This window comes from Rhodoferax ferrireducens (assembly GCF_031458075.1).
Classification (GTDB): Bacteria; Pseudomonadota; Gammaproteobacteria; order Burkholderiales; family Burkholderiaceae_C; genus Rhodoferax_B; species Rhodoferax_B ferrireducens_A.
Genome location: NZ_JAVDXT010000001.1, coordinates 1,137,497 through 1,152,256, shown reverse-complemented (window position 1 = coordinate 1,152,256; position 14,760 = coordinate 1,137,497). Strand labels below are relative to the sequence as shown.

The window sequence follows — 14,760 nt, the reverse complement described above, 5'->3', positions numbered from 1 at the left end:
TCGGGCTGTGGCGCAGATTCCACCAGCGCCAGTAGCTATTGATTCAATAGCACCTACCAGAGCTGCTGCAAATGCCCGGCCACCAGCCGCAGGCCGCGCGTGGCCATGGCCCGGGCCTCGGTCTCGTCATGGGTTACCAGCACGGTGGCCATGCCGGCTTCAAAGATGCGCTCGCGGAACTCGGTTTGCAGGTCCAGCCGCAGCGCGGCATCCAGCGCCGAAAACGGCTCGTCCAGCAGCAAGGCGCGCGGCGCGGTGATCAAGGCCCGCGCCAGGGCCACGCGCTGCTGCTCGCCGCCGGACAAGGTCCACACCCTGTGCCGCGTGTGGGCCGCCAGGCCGAAGCGCTCCAGCATCAGCTCGGCACGTTGGCGCGCCTGGGCCTTGGCCACGCGCTGCTCGACCAGGCCAAAGGCCACGTTGTCGCGCACATCCAGGTGCGGAAACAGCGCAAAGTCCTGGAACATCAGCGCAAAGCCACGCCGCTCGGGCGGCTGCCGGCTGATGTCCTCGCTGTCGAACCAGACGCTGCCGGCCTCGGCCGCCTCCAGCCCGGCGGCGATCTTCAGCAGCGTGCTTTTGCCGCTGCCGGATGGGCCGAGCAAGGCGACGATTTCGCCCTCGGCCACCTGCAGGCTCAGCTTGTCGGCCAAGGGGCGTGCACCGTAGTGTTTGGTGATGTTGCGCAGTTCAAGCATGGGGAGGTTCCGCCCGGCGTGGGCCTTCAATCAATGCAAACGCGGCCAGGGCCAAGGCCATCAGCATGCAGGCCAGCACCAGTGCCGCATCGGCGTTGGCCGCGCCGGGCCGGCCCAGGCGTTGGTAGATCAAGGTGGTCAGAGTCGCCCATTCGGGGCGGGATAAAAACAGGGTCACGGCGAACTCGCCCAGGGCCGTGGCCGCGGCAAAGGCCATGCCGCGGCGCAGCGCGGGCGCGACCATCGGCAGGGTCACGCGCCAGAACACCCGCCAGGGCGTGGCGCCCAGGCTGCGCGCGGCCTGCGGCAGGTGCTCGGGCAGGCTGTCGAGCGCGGCAGCCAGAGATTTGGCGACGAAGGGATAGGCCAGCACGGCGTAGGCACTGAGCAGCAGCGGCAGGCTGGCGGTCCACTGCGGGTACAGCAGCAGCAGGCCAAAAGCCACGGTGATCGGCGACACCACGAAGGGCAGAAAGGCGGCCGCGCGCAGTGCCACCGAGGCCTGGGCCGCCAGCGCATGCAGCACGCCGAGCACGGTGGCCAGCAGCAGCGCGATGGCCGAGAAGCGCAAGGTGTTCCACAGCGCGGCCAAGGTCTCGGCGTCCCACAGCAGCGCCCAGGTATCCCAGCCTGCATGCACGGCGCGCCATAGGATGGCCAGCAACGGCGCGGCGCAGAAGAAGGCCAGCACGGCCAGGGCCGCCAGCACACCCAGCCAGTGCGCGGGGCGGCTCGGGCGGCGGCGGGCGATGGGCTGCACGCGGGTGGGCGTGGCCAGGCGCTTTTCGATCAGCGCATAGCCCCAGGCCACCGCACCGGTCAGCAGCAGCATCCACAGCGCCAGCAGGCTGGCCGGGGCCAGCTGCAGCTCGTGGGCGACCAGGGTGTAGATCTCGACCTCCACCGTGGCGTAGCGCTGGCCCCCCAGCACCAGGGCCAGGCCGAAGCCGGCAAAGCAGTACAAGAACACCAGGCACAGGCTGGACGCCAGCCAGGGCGCAATCGCCGGCCATTCGACCCGCCAGAAAGCCCGCCAGGGCGTGGCACCCAGCGTGCGCGCCGCCGCCACGCGCTGCGCGCTGACGTGGCCGAGCGCATCCACACCGGCGCGCACCACCACGCAGAGGTTGAAGAACAGGTTGCCGTACAGCAGCAGCCAGGGCGTGTCCTGCAGGTCCAACCCCAGGGCGGTGCTCAGCACGCCGCGCGGGCCCCACAGCGCCAACACGCCCAGCGCCGCGACCAGCGTCGGCACCACAAACGGCAGCATCAGCAGGCGCAGCACCAGGGTGCGGCCCGCAAATTCCCAGCGCGCCAGCACCCAGGCCACGGGCAGGCCTAACAGCAGCGCGGCGATGCAGGTAGCGGCCGCCTGCAGCACCGACCACAGCACGCGCCAGCGCAGGTACGGGTCGGACCACAAAGCCCAGGGGGATGTCGCAGTTTGGCTGGCCAGGTCGCCCCACCAGCCTTCGAATGCCAGCCGCAGCACCGGGGCCACCAGCAGCACGACCAGGGCCAGCAATGGCAGCAGACCGAGCAGCCAGCGGCGATCAAAGACCATTTTTTGCATGCGTGGCATCGCCGCCCGTGCTGGGCACTACCGCCAGCAGCTGCTCGCGCATCCACACATGGGCGGCCGTGCGGTTGTGTTTGATGTGACCATAGGCCTTCAAGGTGTAGCGCGGCAGCGGAAACGGGGCCGGGTAGATCGCAATGTCGGCCGATTCCTGCAAGATCTTCGCCGCGTAGCGGGGCACGGTCATGATCAGCGCCGACTGGGCCACGATGAAGGGGGCGGCCAGCACCGAAGGCAGCTGCACGGCCACCTGGCGCTGCAAACCCTGGCGGTCCAGCACTTTGTCTACGAAGCCTGTGGCCTCGTTCCAGGGTGTGACCACCACATGCCGCGCCGCCAGATACTGGTCGAGGTCCAGCCCGCCACGGATCAGGGGGTGGCGCCGGCTGGCGATCACCACATAGTCGTCCTCCAGCCAGGTAAAGCTTTCGATGCCGGGGGTGGGCTCCATGGCTTCGTCCACATAGCCCAGGGCAAAGTCGATGCGGCCACTGGCCAGTTCCTCTGCCGATTCGCGGCCACTGGAGTAAACAGTCTTGAAACCCAGGCCGGGCGCCACTTCCTGCATACGGGCCATCAGGCGCGGCAGCACCGCGAAGGCGGTGTAGTCGGTGGCGGCCAGCACGAAGACCCGGTCGCTGATGGCGGGGTCGAAGCTGCCCGACATGGCCAGGCCGCGCGAAAAAATTTCCAGCCCGGCAGCCACCGGTTCAGCCAGCCGTTCGGCATAGCCTGTGGGTTGCATGGCATTGCCCACGCGGACGAATAAATCGTCCGCCAGCACCTCGCGCAGCCGGGCCAGGGCGTGGCTCAAAGCCGAGGGGCTCATGGCCAGCTCGTCGGCGGCAGCCGTCACCGAGCGGTGGCGGAACAGGGCATCCAATGCCAGCAGCAGATTCAGGTCCAGGCGGCGCAGGTTGGAATGCATAAACCCCATCATATTCTGAAAAAAATGCACTTCCTGCATTTGGCAGTGCGTCGTAGCATCGCTAAACCCTGTCACCACTTCCCTTCCCCTCCTCACCCGAATCTCCATGAACCTATCCATCCGCCCGGCCCTGGTGCACGACTCTGCGCTGATCCTCCGCTTCATCCAGGAGCTGGCCGTGTACGAAAAAGCCGGTGACCAGGTCGCCGCTACCGTGGACACCCTCGCCACCAGCCTCTTCGCGGCAGACAGCCCGGCCCGCGCCTTGATTTGCGAGGTCGATGGCGAAGCCATTGGCTACGCCATCTATTTCTTCAACTACTCCACCTGGCAGGCCAAAAAGGGCTTGTATCTGGAAGACCTGTACATCACGCCGGCCCAGCGTGGCACGGGTGCGGGCAAGCAGCTGCTGCGGCACCTCGCGGCCATCGCCACCGACCAAGGCTGCGGCCGATTCGAGTGGAGCGTGCTGGACTGGAACCAGCCCGCCATCGACTTCTACCAGTCGATTGGCGCCCAGCCACAAGACGAATGGGTGCGCTACCGGATGCAAGGCGCGGCGCTGCAAGACTTTGCGGTCCAGCAAGCTAAGCCGGGCGCGCGAAGCTGAGCTACACCCAGCAAATTATTTCAATACGACCTGCGTCCAGCGCGCCACCCAGGCCGTGCCCTTGTCGGCAATCGTCTCGGCGGGCAGGCTCTCGTAGGCTGTGGGTTCGGTCGCGTGTTTCATCACTTCGGCCAGCGGGGTATGGGCCTCTACCGGGTACATCCACATGCTGGTCTGCAAGGCCTCTTGCGCGGCGCCGGAGCGCATAAAGCGGATAAACAGGTGGGCGGCATCGCGCTGGCCGCCGCCGGCCACCAGGGCCACGCCTTCGATCTGGCGGAACACGCCGCCCTTGAGGAACAGGTTGGCAGTGGGCGACTCGCTGATCTTTTCCTTGCTGTAGAACACCTCGGCCGCCGGACTGGTGGCGTAGCTGACCACCAGCGGGCGCGTGCCGCCATTGCGGCTGAACTCGGTGTAGTAGGCCTCGCTCCAGCCCTTGACCACCTTGACGCCGTTGGCGCGCATGCGGGCCCACCAGTCGAAGGCTTTTTCTTCGCCCATGCCGGCGATAGTAGCCAGCAGGAACTGGTAGCCGGGGCTGGAGGTGGCGGGGTTCGGCACCACCAGCAGATTGCGGTAGGCGGGCTGGGCCAGTTCGTCCATGCTCTTGGGCAGGGGCAGGCCGCTCTTGGCGAAGCTGGCCTTGTCAAAGTTCAGAGTGACAAAGCCGTAGTCCACCGGCACCACGCTGCCGCCGACCTGGGCGATGGGCGAGCCCTCAGTAAACTTGATCGGCTCCAGCACCTTGGCGGCCTGGGCCTTGGCAACCAGGGCGTTGTCCAGGCCGAACACCACATCGGCAATCGGCTGGGCGCGGGTCAGGATCAGCTTGTTCAGCATCTCGCCCGCATCGCCGGCCTTGATCAGGCTGAGCTTGATGCCGGCCTCGGCTTCGAACTTGGCCAGCAGCGGCTTGGGCAGCGAGAACGAGCTGTGCACCAGCACGCGCAATTCGCCATCGGCAGCCAAGGTGGAAAAAGACGACAGCGCGGCCAGCGCGGCGGCGGCGAAGGAAAAGGTGCGGCGTTGCAGCATAGGTGGCTTTCAATGCGCCAGCGGCGGGCGCATGCAAGGCCGGAGCCCATCACGCTCCCTACGCCGGCATGACCCGGATCAGGTGTGTGGGGTATTTCTCAGTCTGCACATCTGCTGCAGACACCCCCGGTGAAGGGCCGGATTGTAAATCCAGAGGGCTGGTCCAAGTTCTCCCTGACAACACTGGACAAACTTGTGGATAACCCCCGTGAGCTGCTGTATATGCAAGCTAAGCCCTTGATCTACAAGGACAAAGCTTACGCTGCTTAATTTTTAGGCGATGCCAGCACCACCGGCTTGCGGGCCCAGCGCTGCTTCAGCGCGCCGGCCACAATGATTAGGCCGGGGATCAGAATCATGGCCCAGATGATCTTGTCCAGGTTCTGCTTGACCCAGGGGAAGTTGCCAAAGAAATAGCCGATGGTGATGATGCCCACCACCCACAGCACACCGCCCAGCACGTCGTAAAAGGTGAACTTGGCCCGGCTCATCAGCGCCACGCCGGCCACGAAGGGCGCGAAGGTGCGCAGAAAGGGCATGAAGCGCGCGGCCACCAGGGTTACGCCGCCATATTTCTCGTAGAACGCATGCGCCTGGTTGAAGGCCTGCTTGTTGAAAAACTTCGAGTCTTCCCACTGGAACACCTTAGGGCCGAAGAAGCGGCCAATCGCGTAATTGCACTGGTTGCCCAAGATGGCTGCGGCCAGCAGCAGGCCCACCGCCAGCGGGTACGACATCAGGCCCACGCCGCACATGGCGCCGACCACGAACAGCAGCGAGTCGCCGGGCAGAAACGGCATCACCACCACGCCGGTCTCCACGAAGATGATGGCAAACAGCAGCGCATAGACCCAGGGGCCATAGCTGATCACAAAGGCCTGCAAGTGCTTGTCCACATGCAGGATGAAGTCGAAAAGTTGGGTAATGAGTTCCATGGCTGCCGATTATCTCTGCTGGCTGCTAGCATCTTGTGACACTGCCAAAACATACACCCCAGGGACCGCCATGACACGCCACACCCATCTGCTGATCATCGACCCGCAAAACGATTTTTGCGATCTGCCGGCGGATAGCGGCGGCAGCCCGGCCCTGCCGGTGGTTGGCGCCCATGCGGACATGCAACGGCTGGCCAGCTTCATCCGCGCCCACGCCGCCGCGCTGACCGACATCAGCATCACGCTGGACTCGCACCACCGCTGGGACATTGCCCACCCCACGTTCTGGCAGCAGGCCGATGGCAGTGCGGTAGCGCCCTTCACCACTATCACCGCCGCCGCGGTGTACGCGGGCCAGTACCTGCCGCGCCAGGCCGGGGCGTTGGGCCGCACGCTCGCCTACCTGGACGCGCTCGAAGCCCGGGGCCGCTATACGCTGATGGTCTGGCCGGTGCACTGCGAGATCGGCACCTGGGGCCACAACGTGCATGCCGATGTGCATGCCGCCTACAACGCCTGGGAAGACCAGCACGGCGCCATCGTCACCAAGCTGGGCAAGGGCAGCAACCCCTGGACCGAACACTACAGCGCCGTCATGGCCGAGGTGCCCGACGCGCACGACGAGGCCACCCAGCTGAACCAGGCGCTGATGGCCGCCATGGACCAGGCCGACGTGCTGCTGATCGCCGGCGAAGCCAGCAGCCACTGCGTGCGCGCCACCACCGAACACATCGTGGCCCACCTGGCCCGGCACAAGCCCCAGCGCATCGTGCTGCTGACCGACTGCATGAGCCCGGTGGGCGGATTCGAGGCCCAGCACACGGCGTTTTTGCAAGAGATGCAAGCCCAGGGGCTGGAGCTGGCGACCAGTGTGAATCTCCAGCTATAGATTTTTTAAATGCGAACGGTTATCATTTGATGGCCTGATTACGCAAAACTCCATTCGACGCAAAGGGTACGGCGCTGCAGACCGCGGCGCCCGCACCATGGATGTTTTGCATGTACCCCTTTGCCGACGGATTCGCCGGGCCCAGCCCCGCTCCATGCCTGCCGCCCAGCCTGGCCCAATGGGAACGCCTGACGCAGCGCGGCTGCAGCGCACTGCAGGTCGGACGCACTGAGCTGGCGCTGTTCAGCTTCCACCAGGCCCTGTCCATCGCCCAAGACCTGCTGCTCGGCGGCCCCGCCCCCCAGCATGCCGACGACTGCCTAGCCGCACTGGTGGTGTCGCACCACCAACTGGCCGATTTGTGCGCCAACGCCCAGCTGCTGGAGCAGGCCGCCAACCACCTGTGCCGCGCCCATGGCGCAGTGATGGGCCTGCTACAGACCCCGACCACCGGCCTGGCGCTGCAGCAAGCCGCCTGGCGGCACAGCCGCGAAACCCATGCCGAACTGCTGCAGTACCAGCGCCGCTGGGGTCCGCATGCCGGCATCGCCCGGCTGCTGCGCGCCTGCGCCGAGCCCGCCGCCGGCAGCACCGTGCATTGACCCATTTGTAAACCCGGAGACCCCATGGCCCATACCCTGCCCGCCCTGCCCTATGCCTACGACGCGCTGGAGCCGCAAATCGACACCCAGACCATGCAGATCCACCACAGCAAGCACCACCAGGCCTACATCAACAATCTGAACGCCGCGCTGCAGAACACGCCCTATGCCGATCTCGGCATCGAGGCGCTGGTCAACGCCATCGACACCCTGCCCGAAGCCCTGCGCAACACGGTACGCAACCACGGCGGCGGCCATGCCAACCACAGCCTGTTCTGGACCGTCATGTCGCCCAACGGCGGCGGCCAGCCCACAGGCGCCCTGGCCCAGGCCATCGACGCCGACCTGGGCGGCTTCGAGGCCTTCAAGGCCGCCTTCACCCAGGCCGCGCTGACCCGCTTTGGCAGCGGCTGGGCCTGGCTCAGCGTCACACCGCAGGGCCAGCTGGTGGTGGAAAGCAGCGGCAACCAGGACAGCCCGCTGATGGCCGGCAACACCCCCATCCTCGGGCTGGACGTATGGGAGCACGCCTACTACCTGCTGTACCAGAACCGCCGGCCCGACTACATCGCGGCCTTCTACAACGTGGTGGACTGGGCCGAAGTGGCCCGCCGCTTCCAGGCCGCGCGCGGCTGATCTTGCGCATGGAGACCCGCCATGGACCGACCCGACACCATCTGGCGCAACAGCGCTAGCGACCCGGTGCGCCGGCTGCGCAAACTGCTGGGCTGGGGCATCGCACTGCTGGGCGCGGGCCTGCTGGCCAGCGACTTCTGGCACTACTGCCAGGCCCACCCGCTGGTGCTGAATGCGCTGATCGGCGGCTCGGTGGCCGCGCTGGCCACGGCCCTGGGTACGCTGCCGGTGGTGTTCTCGCACAGCCTGTCGGACCGCACGCAGGACACGCTGTTCGGCTTCGGCGCCGGCGTGATGCTGGCGGCCTGCGCGTTCTCGCTGATCATCCCCGGCCTGGCCGCGGCCCGGGCCACCGGCGCCGGCAGTTGGGGCGCGGGCGGCACCATGGGCTTGTCCATCCTGCTGGGCGGGGCGGCGCTGCTGGCCATGGAGCGCCTGCTGCCGCACGAGCATTTCATCAAAGGCCTGGAAGGCCCGCCCTCGCGCGTGCTGCGCCGCACCTGGCTGTTTGTGTTTGCCATCACCTTGCACAACCTGCCCGAGGGCCTGGCGATCGGCGTGGGCTATGCCGCCACCGACCCGCTGCGTGCCAGCGCCCTGGCCACCGGCATCGCCATCCAGGACGTGCCCGAAGGCCTGGTGGTTGCCGTGGCCCTGCTGGCCGCCGGCTACAAGCGCAGCTTTGCGGTGCTGCTGGGCATGGCCTCGGGTCTGGTCGAGCCGCTGGGCGCAGTGCTGGGCGCGGCCGCCATCAGCCAGTCGGCCAGCCTGCTGCCCTGGGGCCTGGGCTTTGCGGCCGGCGCCATGCTGTTCGTCATCAGCCACGAAATCATCCCTGAATCACACCGCAAAGGCCATGAAGCCTGGGCTACCGGCGGGCTGATGCTGGGCTTTGTGCTGATGATGGTGTTGGACACAGCACTCGCCTGAGCCGGCGGAATTTAAAGCAAACAGGCCGCTGGCGCTTATTCCACCAGCGCAAGCAGCTACCATTTACATAGCATTCATCCCCTCTACAGGCTTGCGCGCGGGCGGCCCGCAGGTCCACAGATAGATGCGCCATATCGAATCTACGATTTGTTCGTTTGGAAAAACAGCGTTTCGCCAAATAATCAAATTCAGTTATTAAATATGGCGCTCTTATATGAATTTCCAGCAACTGCGTTCCGTGCGGGAGACCGTGCGCTGCGGCTTTAACCTGACCGAAGTCGCCAACGTCCTGCATACCTCCCAACCCGGCGTCAGCCGGCAGATCCGCGAGCTCGAAGAAGAGCTGGGCATCGAGCTGTTTGTGCGCGCCGGCAAGCGGCTCACCGGCCTGACCGACCCCGGCGGCCATGTGCTGCCCATCATCGAGCGCATGCTGCTGGACAGCAGCAACCTGCGCAAGGCCGGCGAAGAATTCGTGTCCCGGCAAAGCGGCCTGCTGTCGATTGCCGCCACCCATTCGCAAGCCCGCTACGCGCTGCCGACGGCGGTGCAGGAGTTCCGCAACCACTTCCCCAACGTGACCCTGCACCTGCACCAGGGCTCGCCCGCCCAGGTGGCCGAGATGCTGCTGTCGGGCGAGGCCGACGTCGGCATTGCCACCGAGGCCCTGACCCAGTACGACGAGCTGCTGGCCCTGCCCTGCTACCCCTGGACCCACTCGGTCATCGTGCCGCCCGGCCACCCGCTGCTGGACGCACCGCTGACCCTGGAGACGCTGACCCAGTACCCGCTGATCACCTACGACAACGGCTTCACCGGCCGCACCCGCATCAACGAGGCCTTTGCGCAGCGCCAGCTGGTGCCGCACATCGCCATCAGCGCCATGGACGCCGACGTGATCAAGACCTATGTGGAGCTGGGCATGGGCGTGGGCATCGTGGCGTCCATCGCCTACGAGGCCGAACGTGACCTGGCGTTGCGCGCCATCGACGCCGGCCAGCTGTTCGGCATCAACCTGACCAAGCTGGGGGTGCGCCGCGGCAGCTATCTGCGCGGCTATGTGTACGCGTTCATCGAGTCGTTTGCGCCGACGCTGAACCGCAGCGTGGTGGAGCAGGCGCTGACCGGCACAGCGGCCTCCATCGACTACGTGATCTGAGCCGCCGCAGGGAACTGGCGCCGCGCTGCGCACTCCAAAACAGGTCGGCATTTATCTTGGTTTTCGCCGACAGGAGGTAGTCACCATGAAGCAACTCAAGCATTGGCAAGATCCCGTCAACGGACTGCTGGGCGTTTGGCTGGCGCTCTCACCCTGGGCCTTGCAATACGTGTCCCACAGCACAGCCATGACCAACGCCGTGGTCGTCGGCGTGCTGCTAATCGCCGCAGCGCTGGGTGCCATGCTGGTGCCGCGCGCCTGGGAGGAATGGACCGAGGCAGCGCTCGGGCTGTGGATGGTCGTATCGCCATGGCTGCTGGGTTTCCAGATGCAAACCCATGCAATGAACGCCGCGGTGGGCACGGGTCTCGTGGTCATGGCCCTGGCTGCGTGGACCCTGGCCACCGACAAGGACTACAACGACTGGCTGCACCCCAGCGCCTGAGCGCAGGGTGACGGCAACCGGGGCCGCACCAGGCTGACAACCTAGCGCGCCCAGGTCGCTGTGGGAGTCACATATCGCGCTATGCCGCGAGGGAGATGGTTTGCTATATAAAAAATAGCTGCTACCGCCCGCTCCCTCTGCGCCAGCGACATAAAAAGCATGCATCCAAGAGCCATGGAATGGGCGGCCAGGACGGCCATTCCGCGCATATCCATATCTGAAAGCCTTCGTTCCCCGGCACCGGAAGCGCCGCTAAGGTAAGCGAATTCTTCCACTTCCCTGGATGCGTTCCCATGGCCAGACAACTCAAATTCGGATTCGTGCTGCACGGTGTGGGCGCAGGTTGGGGCGACTGGCGCCATCCGGCGGCCGTCACCGATGCCAGCGTCAACTTCGGCTTCTACAAGGAACAGGCACAGCTGGCCGAGCAAGGCCGCTTCGACTTCTTGTTCGTGGCCGACAGCGTGCACATCACGCCACGCTCCAGCCCGCATTACCTGAACCGTTTTGAGCCGCTGACCATCTTGTCGGCGCTGGCGGGGGCTACCTCGTACATCGGCCTGGTGGCCACCGTCACCGCCAGCTACAGCGAGCCCTTCACCGTGGCCCGGCAGTTCGCCTCGCTGGACCACATCAGCAACGGCCGCGCCGGCTGGAACGTCGTCACGTCCTGGCTGGACGGCAGCGCGCGCAACTACAGCAAGCCCACCCACTACGAGCACGATGTGCGCTACGCGCTGGCCAAGGAACACCTCAGCGTGGTCCAAGGCCTGTGGGATTCCTGGGAAGACGACGCCCTGGTGCGCGACAAGGAAACCGGCGTGTTCTTCGACCCGAAGAAGCTGCACCGCCTGGACCACAAGGGTGACTTCTTCTCGGTCGAAGGGCCGCTGAACATCAGCAGATCCCGCCAGGGCCAGCCGGTGATCTTCCAGGCCGGGGCCTCCGAAGACGGCAAGCAATTCGCCGCCACCCAGGCCGACGCCATCTTCTTCCACGCCGACACGCTGGAGGAAGCCCAGGCCTACTACCGCGATGTCAAAGCCCGCGTCGCCGCCGCCGGTCGCAACCCCGATGAAGTGCACCTGCTGCCCGGCATCCGCCCCATCGTCGGCCGCACCGCCGAAGAAGCCGAGCGCAAGTACGAAGAATCCGCCAGTCTGGTGCCGATAGAGAACGCCATCGCCGCCCTGGCCCGGCCCTTCAACGACCACGACTTCTCGGCCTACCCGCTGGACGCCCCCTTCCCCGACCTGGGCGACCTGGGCCGCAACAGCCAGCAAAGCGCCAGCGACCGCATCAAACAGGTCTCCAAAGACAAGGGCTGGACGCTGCGCGAAGTGGCGCTGTGGCACGCCCGGCCCAAGCGCACCTTCGTCGGTACGGCCGAGCAGGTGGCCGACGAGATCCAGCGCTGGTTCGAAAACGGCGGCGCCGACGGCTTCAACTTCTTCGAAGCCCTGCCCAACACCTCGCTGAAAGACTTTGTGGCGCTAGTGGTGCCGCTGCTGCAGGCGCGCGGCATCTACCGCACCCAGTACGGCCAGGGCACGCTGCGCGACAACCTGGATCTGCCGGTGCCGGTGAACCGCTATGTGGAGGTGGAGGAAACAGCCGAGGAGGAAGCTACTGCCTGCAGTTTCTAAGGAAAAAGAGCTGCTAGCGCTTTCAACATCTGCGCCAGCAGCTCTTTATTTGATAGCAAACCAGACTCAATCGCCCAAAGCGGCGAAGACCTGCGACTTGATCTGATCGACGCTGCCGACCCCGCTGATGGCCCGGTATCGGGGTGCGGCCGCGGGATCGGACCGGGCCCAGCGGGAGTAGTAGTCGATCAGCGGACGGGTCTGCTGGCTGTAGACCTCGAGACGCTTGCGCACGGTGTCTTCTTTGTCGTCCTCGCGCTGGACCAGGTCTTCTCCGGTCAGATCGTCCTTGCCGGCGAACTTGGGCGGGTTGAACGTGAGGTGGTAGGTGCGCCCCGATGCGGGGTGCGAGCGGCGTCCGCCCATGCGCTCGACGATGTCGGCGAAGGGCACATCGATCTCGAGTACGTAGTCGAGCCGAACACCGGCCGCACGCACGGCATCGGCCTGTGCAAGTGTGCGCGGGAAGCCGTCAAACAAAAAGCCGCTGGCGCAGTCGGGTTGCGCGATACGGTCCTTGACCAGGCCGATGATCAGCTCGTCGCCCACCAGCGCACCGGAAGCCATCACAGCCTGGGCCTGCAGGCCCAGCGGCGTACCGGCTTTGACTGCCGCACGCAGCATGTCGCCGGTCGAAATCTGTGGAATGCCGAACTTCTGGCAGATGAACGCAGCTTGCGTGCCTTTGCCCGCGCCGGGGGCCCCCAGCAAAATCAGTCTCATGGTGTCTCCTGTGCCATTGCCATCTCAATTGCTTTGCGCCAGTTGCTCCAGCACCGCCGGGTTCTCCAGCGTGGAGATGTCCTGTGTGATGGCCTCGCCCTTGGCCACTGCACGCAGCAGCCGCCGCATGATCTTGCCGCTGCGTGTCTTGGGCAGGTTGTCGCCGAAGCGGATGTCCTTGGGCTTGGCGATGGGGCCGATTTCCTTGGCAACCCAGTTGCGCAGTTCGGTCGCAATCTTCTTCGCCTCGTCGCCGCGCGGGCGCGGCCCCTTCAAGACCACGAAGGCACAGATGGCTTCGCCCGTGGTTTCATCCGGGCGTCCCACCACGGCGGCTTCCGCCACAAGGGCCGTGCACGACACCAGGGCGGACTCGATCTCCATGGTGCCCATGCGGTGGCCGGAGACGTTCAGCACATCGTCAATGCGCCCCGTGATGGTGAAGTAGCCGGTTTGCGCGTCGCGGATCGCGCCGTCGCCGGCCAGGTAATAGCCTTTGAGCTCGGGCGGAAAGTAGCTGGACTTGAAGCGCTCGGGGTCGCCCCAGATGGTGCGGATCATGCTGGGCCAGGGCTTCTTGACCACCAGGATGCCGCCCTGCCCGTTGGGCACATCGCCGCCCATCTCATCCACGATGGCCGCCGCGATGCCCGGAAATGGCAGAGTGCAGGAGCCGGGCACAAGCGGTGTCGCGCCGGGCAACGGCGTGATCATGTGGCCGCCGGTTTCGGTCTGCCAAAAGGTGTCGACGATCGGGCAGCGGCCACCGCCGATATGCTCGTGGTACCACTCCCAGGCCGCCGGATTGATGGGCTCACCGACCGAGCCGAGGATGCGCAAGCTCGACAGATCGTAGCGCCGGGGATGCACGCTCTCGTTGCTTTCTGCGGCCTTGATGAGCGACCGGATCGCGGTGGGTGCGGTGTAGAAGATGCTGACCTTGTGGTCCTGGATCATCTTCCAGAAGCGCCCGGCGTCCGGGAATGTGGGTACGCCTTCGAACACCACCTCTGTCGCTCCCAAAGCCAAGGGGCCATAGGTGATGTAGGTATGGCCGGTAACCCAGCCTATGTCGGCGGTGCACCAGAACACGTCGTTCGGTTTCAGGTCGAATGTCCATTGCGTGGTCAGCGCGGCATGCAGCAGATAGCCGCCGCTGGAATGCTGGACGCCTTTGGGCTTGCCGGTGGAGCCGGAGGTGTACAGCACGAAGAGCGGATGTTCAGCCCCCACCCATTCGGGTTCGCAGGTTTCCGGCTGGTCTTGCATCTCCTCGTGCAACCAACGGTCGCGGGCTGCGTGCCAGTGGATGGCGCCGCCGGAACGCCGATACACCAGCACATTCGCCACCGATTCGCAGCCACCCATGGCAATCGCATCGTCAACAACGGCTTTGAGAGGCAGCGGTTTGCCGCCCCGCACCTGCTCGTCCGCTGTCACCACCATCACCGCACCGGCATCCTGGATGCGGTCGCGCAGGCTCTGCGCCGAAAACCCGCCAAAGACCACCGAATGGGTGGCCCCGATGCGCGCGCAGGCCTGCATCACGACCACGCCTTCGATGCTCATCGACATGTACAAAACAACGCGGTCGCCCTTTTTGACACCGCGGGCCTTGAGCGCATTGGCCATGCGGCAGGTACGGGCCAGCAGTTCACGGTAGTTGATACGCGTCACCTGCCCGTCGTCGGCTTCGAAAATGATGGCGGTCTTGTCACCCAACCCGTTCTCGACATGGCGGTCCAGGCAGTTGTAGGAAACGTTCAGCGTGCCATCCTCAAACCACTTGAAGAAAGGTGCCTGGCTTTCGTCCAGCCCTTTGGTGAACGGTGTGCGCCAGCTCAGGAATTCGCGTGCCAGCCGCGACCAGTATGCGTCGTGGTTGGCATCTGCCTGGGCAACCAGTTCGTTGTAGGCCGACATGCCCGGCACATGGGCGTCC

At 65.5% G+C, this 14,760-nt stretch carries 15 protein-coding genes and 1 riboswitch; of the genes, 8 read left to right on the top strand and 7 right to left on the bottom strand.

All coding sequences use genetic code 11. The annotated features are described in order from the left end of the window. Positions 1 to 53 precede the first annotated feature (53 nt). Genes J2X19_RS05450 through J2X19_RS05440 form a run of 3 tightly spaced genes read right to left on the bottom strand, consistent with a single transcriptional unit; the run spans position 54 to position 3,205 of the window. The gene (locus J2X19_RS05450) at positions 54 to 698 is read right to left on the bottom strand and encodes an ABC transporter ATP-binding protein (protein WP_310371333.1); all 645 of its coding nucleotides are present in this window, start codon (positions 696 to 698) and stop codon (positions 54 to 56) included. Beyond that, a complete protein-coding gene (locus J2X19_RS05445; RefSeq protein ID WP_310371331.1) occupies positions 691 to 2,271 on the bottom strand; it encodes an ABC transporter permease in 1,581 nt (526 codons plus the stop codon). The genes J2X19_RS05450 and J2X19_RS05445 overlap by 8 nt, the downstream gene beginning before the upstream one ends. Beyond that, positions 2,252 to 3,205 carry a LysR family transcriptional regulator gene (locus J2X19_RS05440; RefSeq protein WP_310371329.1) on the bottom strand — a complete coding sequence of 318 codons (954 nt, stop codon included), beginning with the start codon at positions 3,203 to 3,205 and terminating at the stop codon, positions 2,252 to 2,254. Before J2X19_RS05440 ends, J2X19_RS05445 begins: the two co-directional genes overlap by 20 nt. Positions 3,206 to 3,311: 106 nt before the next feature. Here J2X19_RS05440 and J2X19_RS05435 point away from each other — a divergent pair, with 106 nt between their 5' ends. Next, positions 3,312 to 3,815: a GNAT family N-acetyltransferase gene (locus J2X19_RS05435; protein ID WP_310371327.1), complete on the top strand. Its 504-nt coding sequence runs from the start codon at positions 3,312 to 3,314 to the stop codon at positions 3,813 to 3,815. A gap of 15 nt (positions 3,816 to 3,830) precedes the next feature. On the opposite strand, the gene J2X19_RS05430 is transcribed toward J2X19_RS05435, so the two are convergent. Continuing rightward, complete coding sequence (locus J2X19_RS05430; RefSeq protein ID WP_310371325.1) at positions 3,831 to 4,853, bottom strand: thiamine ABC transporter substrate-binding protein; 1,023 nt, start codon at positions 4,851 to 4,853, stop codon at positions 3,831 to 3,833. Positions 4,854 to 4,890: 37 nt separating this feature from the next. Next, positions 4,891 to 4,991, bottom strand: a riboswitch (TPP riboswitch). A gap of 128 nt (positions 4,992 to 5,119) precedes the next feature. Beyond that, positions 5,120 to 5,788, bottom strand: coding sequence for a VTT domain-containing protein (locus tag J2X19_RS05425; protein WP_310371323.1), 669 nt, complete (start codon positions 5,786 to 5,788; stop codon positions 5,120 to 5,122). A 70-nt stretch (positions 5,789 to 5,858) separates the two neighbouring features. On the opposite strand from J2X19_RS05425, the gene J2X19_RS05420 reads away from it, so the two are divergent. The 7 genes from J2X19_RS05420 to J2X19_RS05390 all read left to right on the top strand — a co-directional run bounded on the left by J2X19_RS05420 (position 5,859) and on the right by J2X19_RS05390 (position 12,095). Then, positions 5,859 to 6,677 carry a cysteine hydrolase family protein gene (locus J2X19_RS05420; RefSeq protein ID WP_310371321.1) on the top strand — a complete coding sequence of 273 codons (819 nt, stop codon included), beginning with the start codon at positions 5,859 to 5,861 and terminating at the stop codon, positions 6,675 to 6,677. A 110-nt stretch (positions 6,678 to 6,787) separates the two neighbouring features. Continuing rightward, entirely contained in the window at positions 6,788 to 7,279 is a 492-nt protein-coding gene (locus J2X19_RS05415; RefSeq protein ID WP_310371319.1) for a hypothetical protein, read from the top strand. A gap of 24 nt (positions 7,280 to 7,303) precedes the next feature. Then, entirely contained in the window at positions 7,304 to 7,915 is a 612-nt protein-coding gene (locus J2X19_RS05410; protein ID WP_310371317.1) for a superoxide dismutase, read from the top strand. A 21-nt stretch (positions 7,916 to 7,936) separates the two neighbouring features. After that, on the top strand, positions 7,937 to 8,845 hold the full coding sequence (locus J2X19_RS05405; RefSeq protein WP_310371316.1) for a ZIP family metal transporter: 909 nt from the start codon (positions 7,937 to 7,939) through the stop codon (positions 8,843 to 8,845). Positions 8,846 to 9,059: 214 nt separating this feature from the next. After that, positions 9,060 to 10,004, top strand: coding sequence for a CysB family HTH-type transcriptional regulator (locus J2X19_RS05400; RefSeq protein ID WP_116604442.1), 945 nt, complete (start codon positions 9,060 to 9,062; stop codon positions 10,002 to 10,004). Between the two features lie 85 nt (positions 10,005 to 10,089). Beyond that, positions 10,090 to 10,449: an SPW repeat protein gene (locus J2X19_RS05395; RefSeq protein ID WP_310371312.1), complete on the top strand. Its 360-nt coding sequence runs from the start codon at positions 10,090 to 10,092 to the stop codon at positions 10,447 to 10,449. Positions 10,450 to 10,742: 293 nt separating this feature from the next. Then, a complete protein-coding gene (locus J2X19_RS05390; protein WP_310371310.1) occupies positions 10,743 to 12,095 on the top strand; it encodes an LLM class flavin-dependent oxidoreductase in 1,353 nt (450 codons plus the stop codon). A 66-nt stretch (positions 12,096 to 12,161) separates the two neighbouring features. Here the strand turns inward: J2X19_RS05390 and adk are convergent, their stop codons facing one another. Both adk and acs read right to left on the bottom strand, forming a co-directional pair. Beyond that, positions 12,162 to 12,818 (bottom strand): adenylate kinase, encoded by a 657-nt coding sequence (gene adk, locus J2X19_RS05385; RefSeq protein ID WP_310371309.1) that lies wholly within the window; start codon positions 12,816 to 12,818, stop codon positions 12,162 to 12,164. A 24-nt stretch (positions 12,819 to 12,842) separates the two neighbouring features. Beyond that, positions 12,843 to 14,741: an acetate--CoA ligase gene (acs, locus tag J2X19_RS05380; RefSeq protein ID WP_310372637.1), complete on the bottom strand. Its 1,899-nt coding sequence runs from the start codon at positions 14,739 to 14,741 to the stop codon at positions 12,843 to 12,845. Positions 14,742 to 14,760 lie beyond the last annotated feature (19 nt).

Bases quoted from the DNA above. Each gene is read 5' to 3' on its own strand.
- J2X19_RS05450 (WP_310371333.1), bottom strand. From the start codon at position 698: ATGCTTGAACTGCGCAACATCACCAAACACTACGGTGCACGCCCCTTG.
- J2X19_RS05445 (WP_310371331.1), bottom strand. From the start codon at position 2,271: ATGCAAAAAATGGTCTTTGATCGCCGCTGGCTGCTCGGTCTGCTGCCA.
- J2X19_RS05440 (WP_310371329.1), bottom strand. From the start codon at position 3,205: ATGCATTCCAACCTGCGCCGCCTGGACCTGAATCTGCTGCTGGCATTG.
- J2X19_RS05435 (WP_310371327.1), top strand. From the start codon at position 3,312: ATGAACCTATCCATCCGCCCGGCCCTGGTGCACGACTCTGCGCTGATC.
- J2X19_RS05430 (WP_310371325.1), bottom strand. From the start codon at position 4,853: ATGCTGCAACGCCGCACCTTTTCCTTCGCCGCCGCCGCGCTGGCCGCG.
- J2X19_RS05425 (WP_310371323.1), bottom strand. From the start codon at position 5,788: ATGGAACTCATTACCCAACTTTTCGACTTCATCCTGCATGTGGACAAG.
- J2X19_RS05420 (WP_310371321.1), top strand. From the start codon at position 5,859: ATGACACGCCACACCCATCTGCTGATCATCGACCCGCAAAACGATTTT.
- J2X19_RS05415 (WP_310371319.1), top strand. From the start codon at position 6,788: ATGTACCCCTTTGCCGACGGATTCGCCGGGCCCAGCCCCGCTCCATGC.
- J2X19_RS05410 (WP_310371317.1), top strand. From the start codon at position 7,304: ATGGCCCATACCCTGCCCGCCCTGCCCTATGCCTACGACGCGCTGGAG.
- J2X19_RS05405 (WP_310371316.1), top strand. From the start codon at position 7,937: ATGGACCGACCCGACACCATCTGGCGCAACAGCGCTAGCGACCCGGTG.
- J2X19_RS05400 (WP_116604442.1), top strand. From the start codon at position 9,060: ATGAATTTCCAGCAACTGCGTTCCGTGCGGGAGACCGTGCGCTGCGGC.
- J2X19_RS05395 (WP_310371312.1), top strand. From the start codon at position 10,090: ATGAAGCAACTCAAGCATTGGCAAGATCCCGTCAACGGACTGCTGGGC.
- J2X19_RS05390 (WP_310371310.1), top strand. From the start codon at position 10,743: ATGGCCAGACAACTCAAATTCGGATTCGTGCTGCACGGTGTGGGCGCA.
- adk (WP_310371309.1), bottom strand. From the start codon at position 12,818: ATGAGACTGATTTTGCTGGGGGCCCCCGGCGCGGGCAAAGGCACGCAA.
- acs (WP_310372637.1), bottom strand. From the start codon at position 14,741: ATGTCGGCCTACAACGAACTGGTTGCCCAGGCAGATGCCAACCACGAC.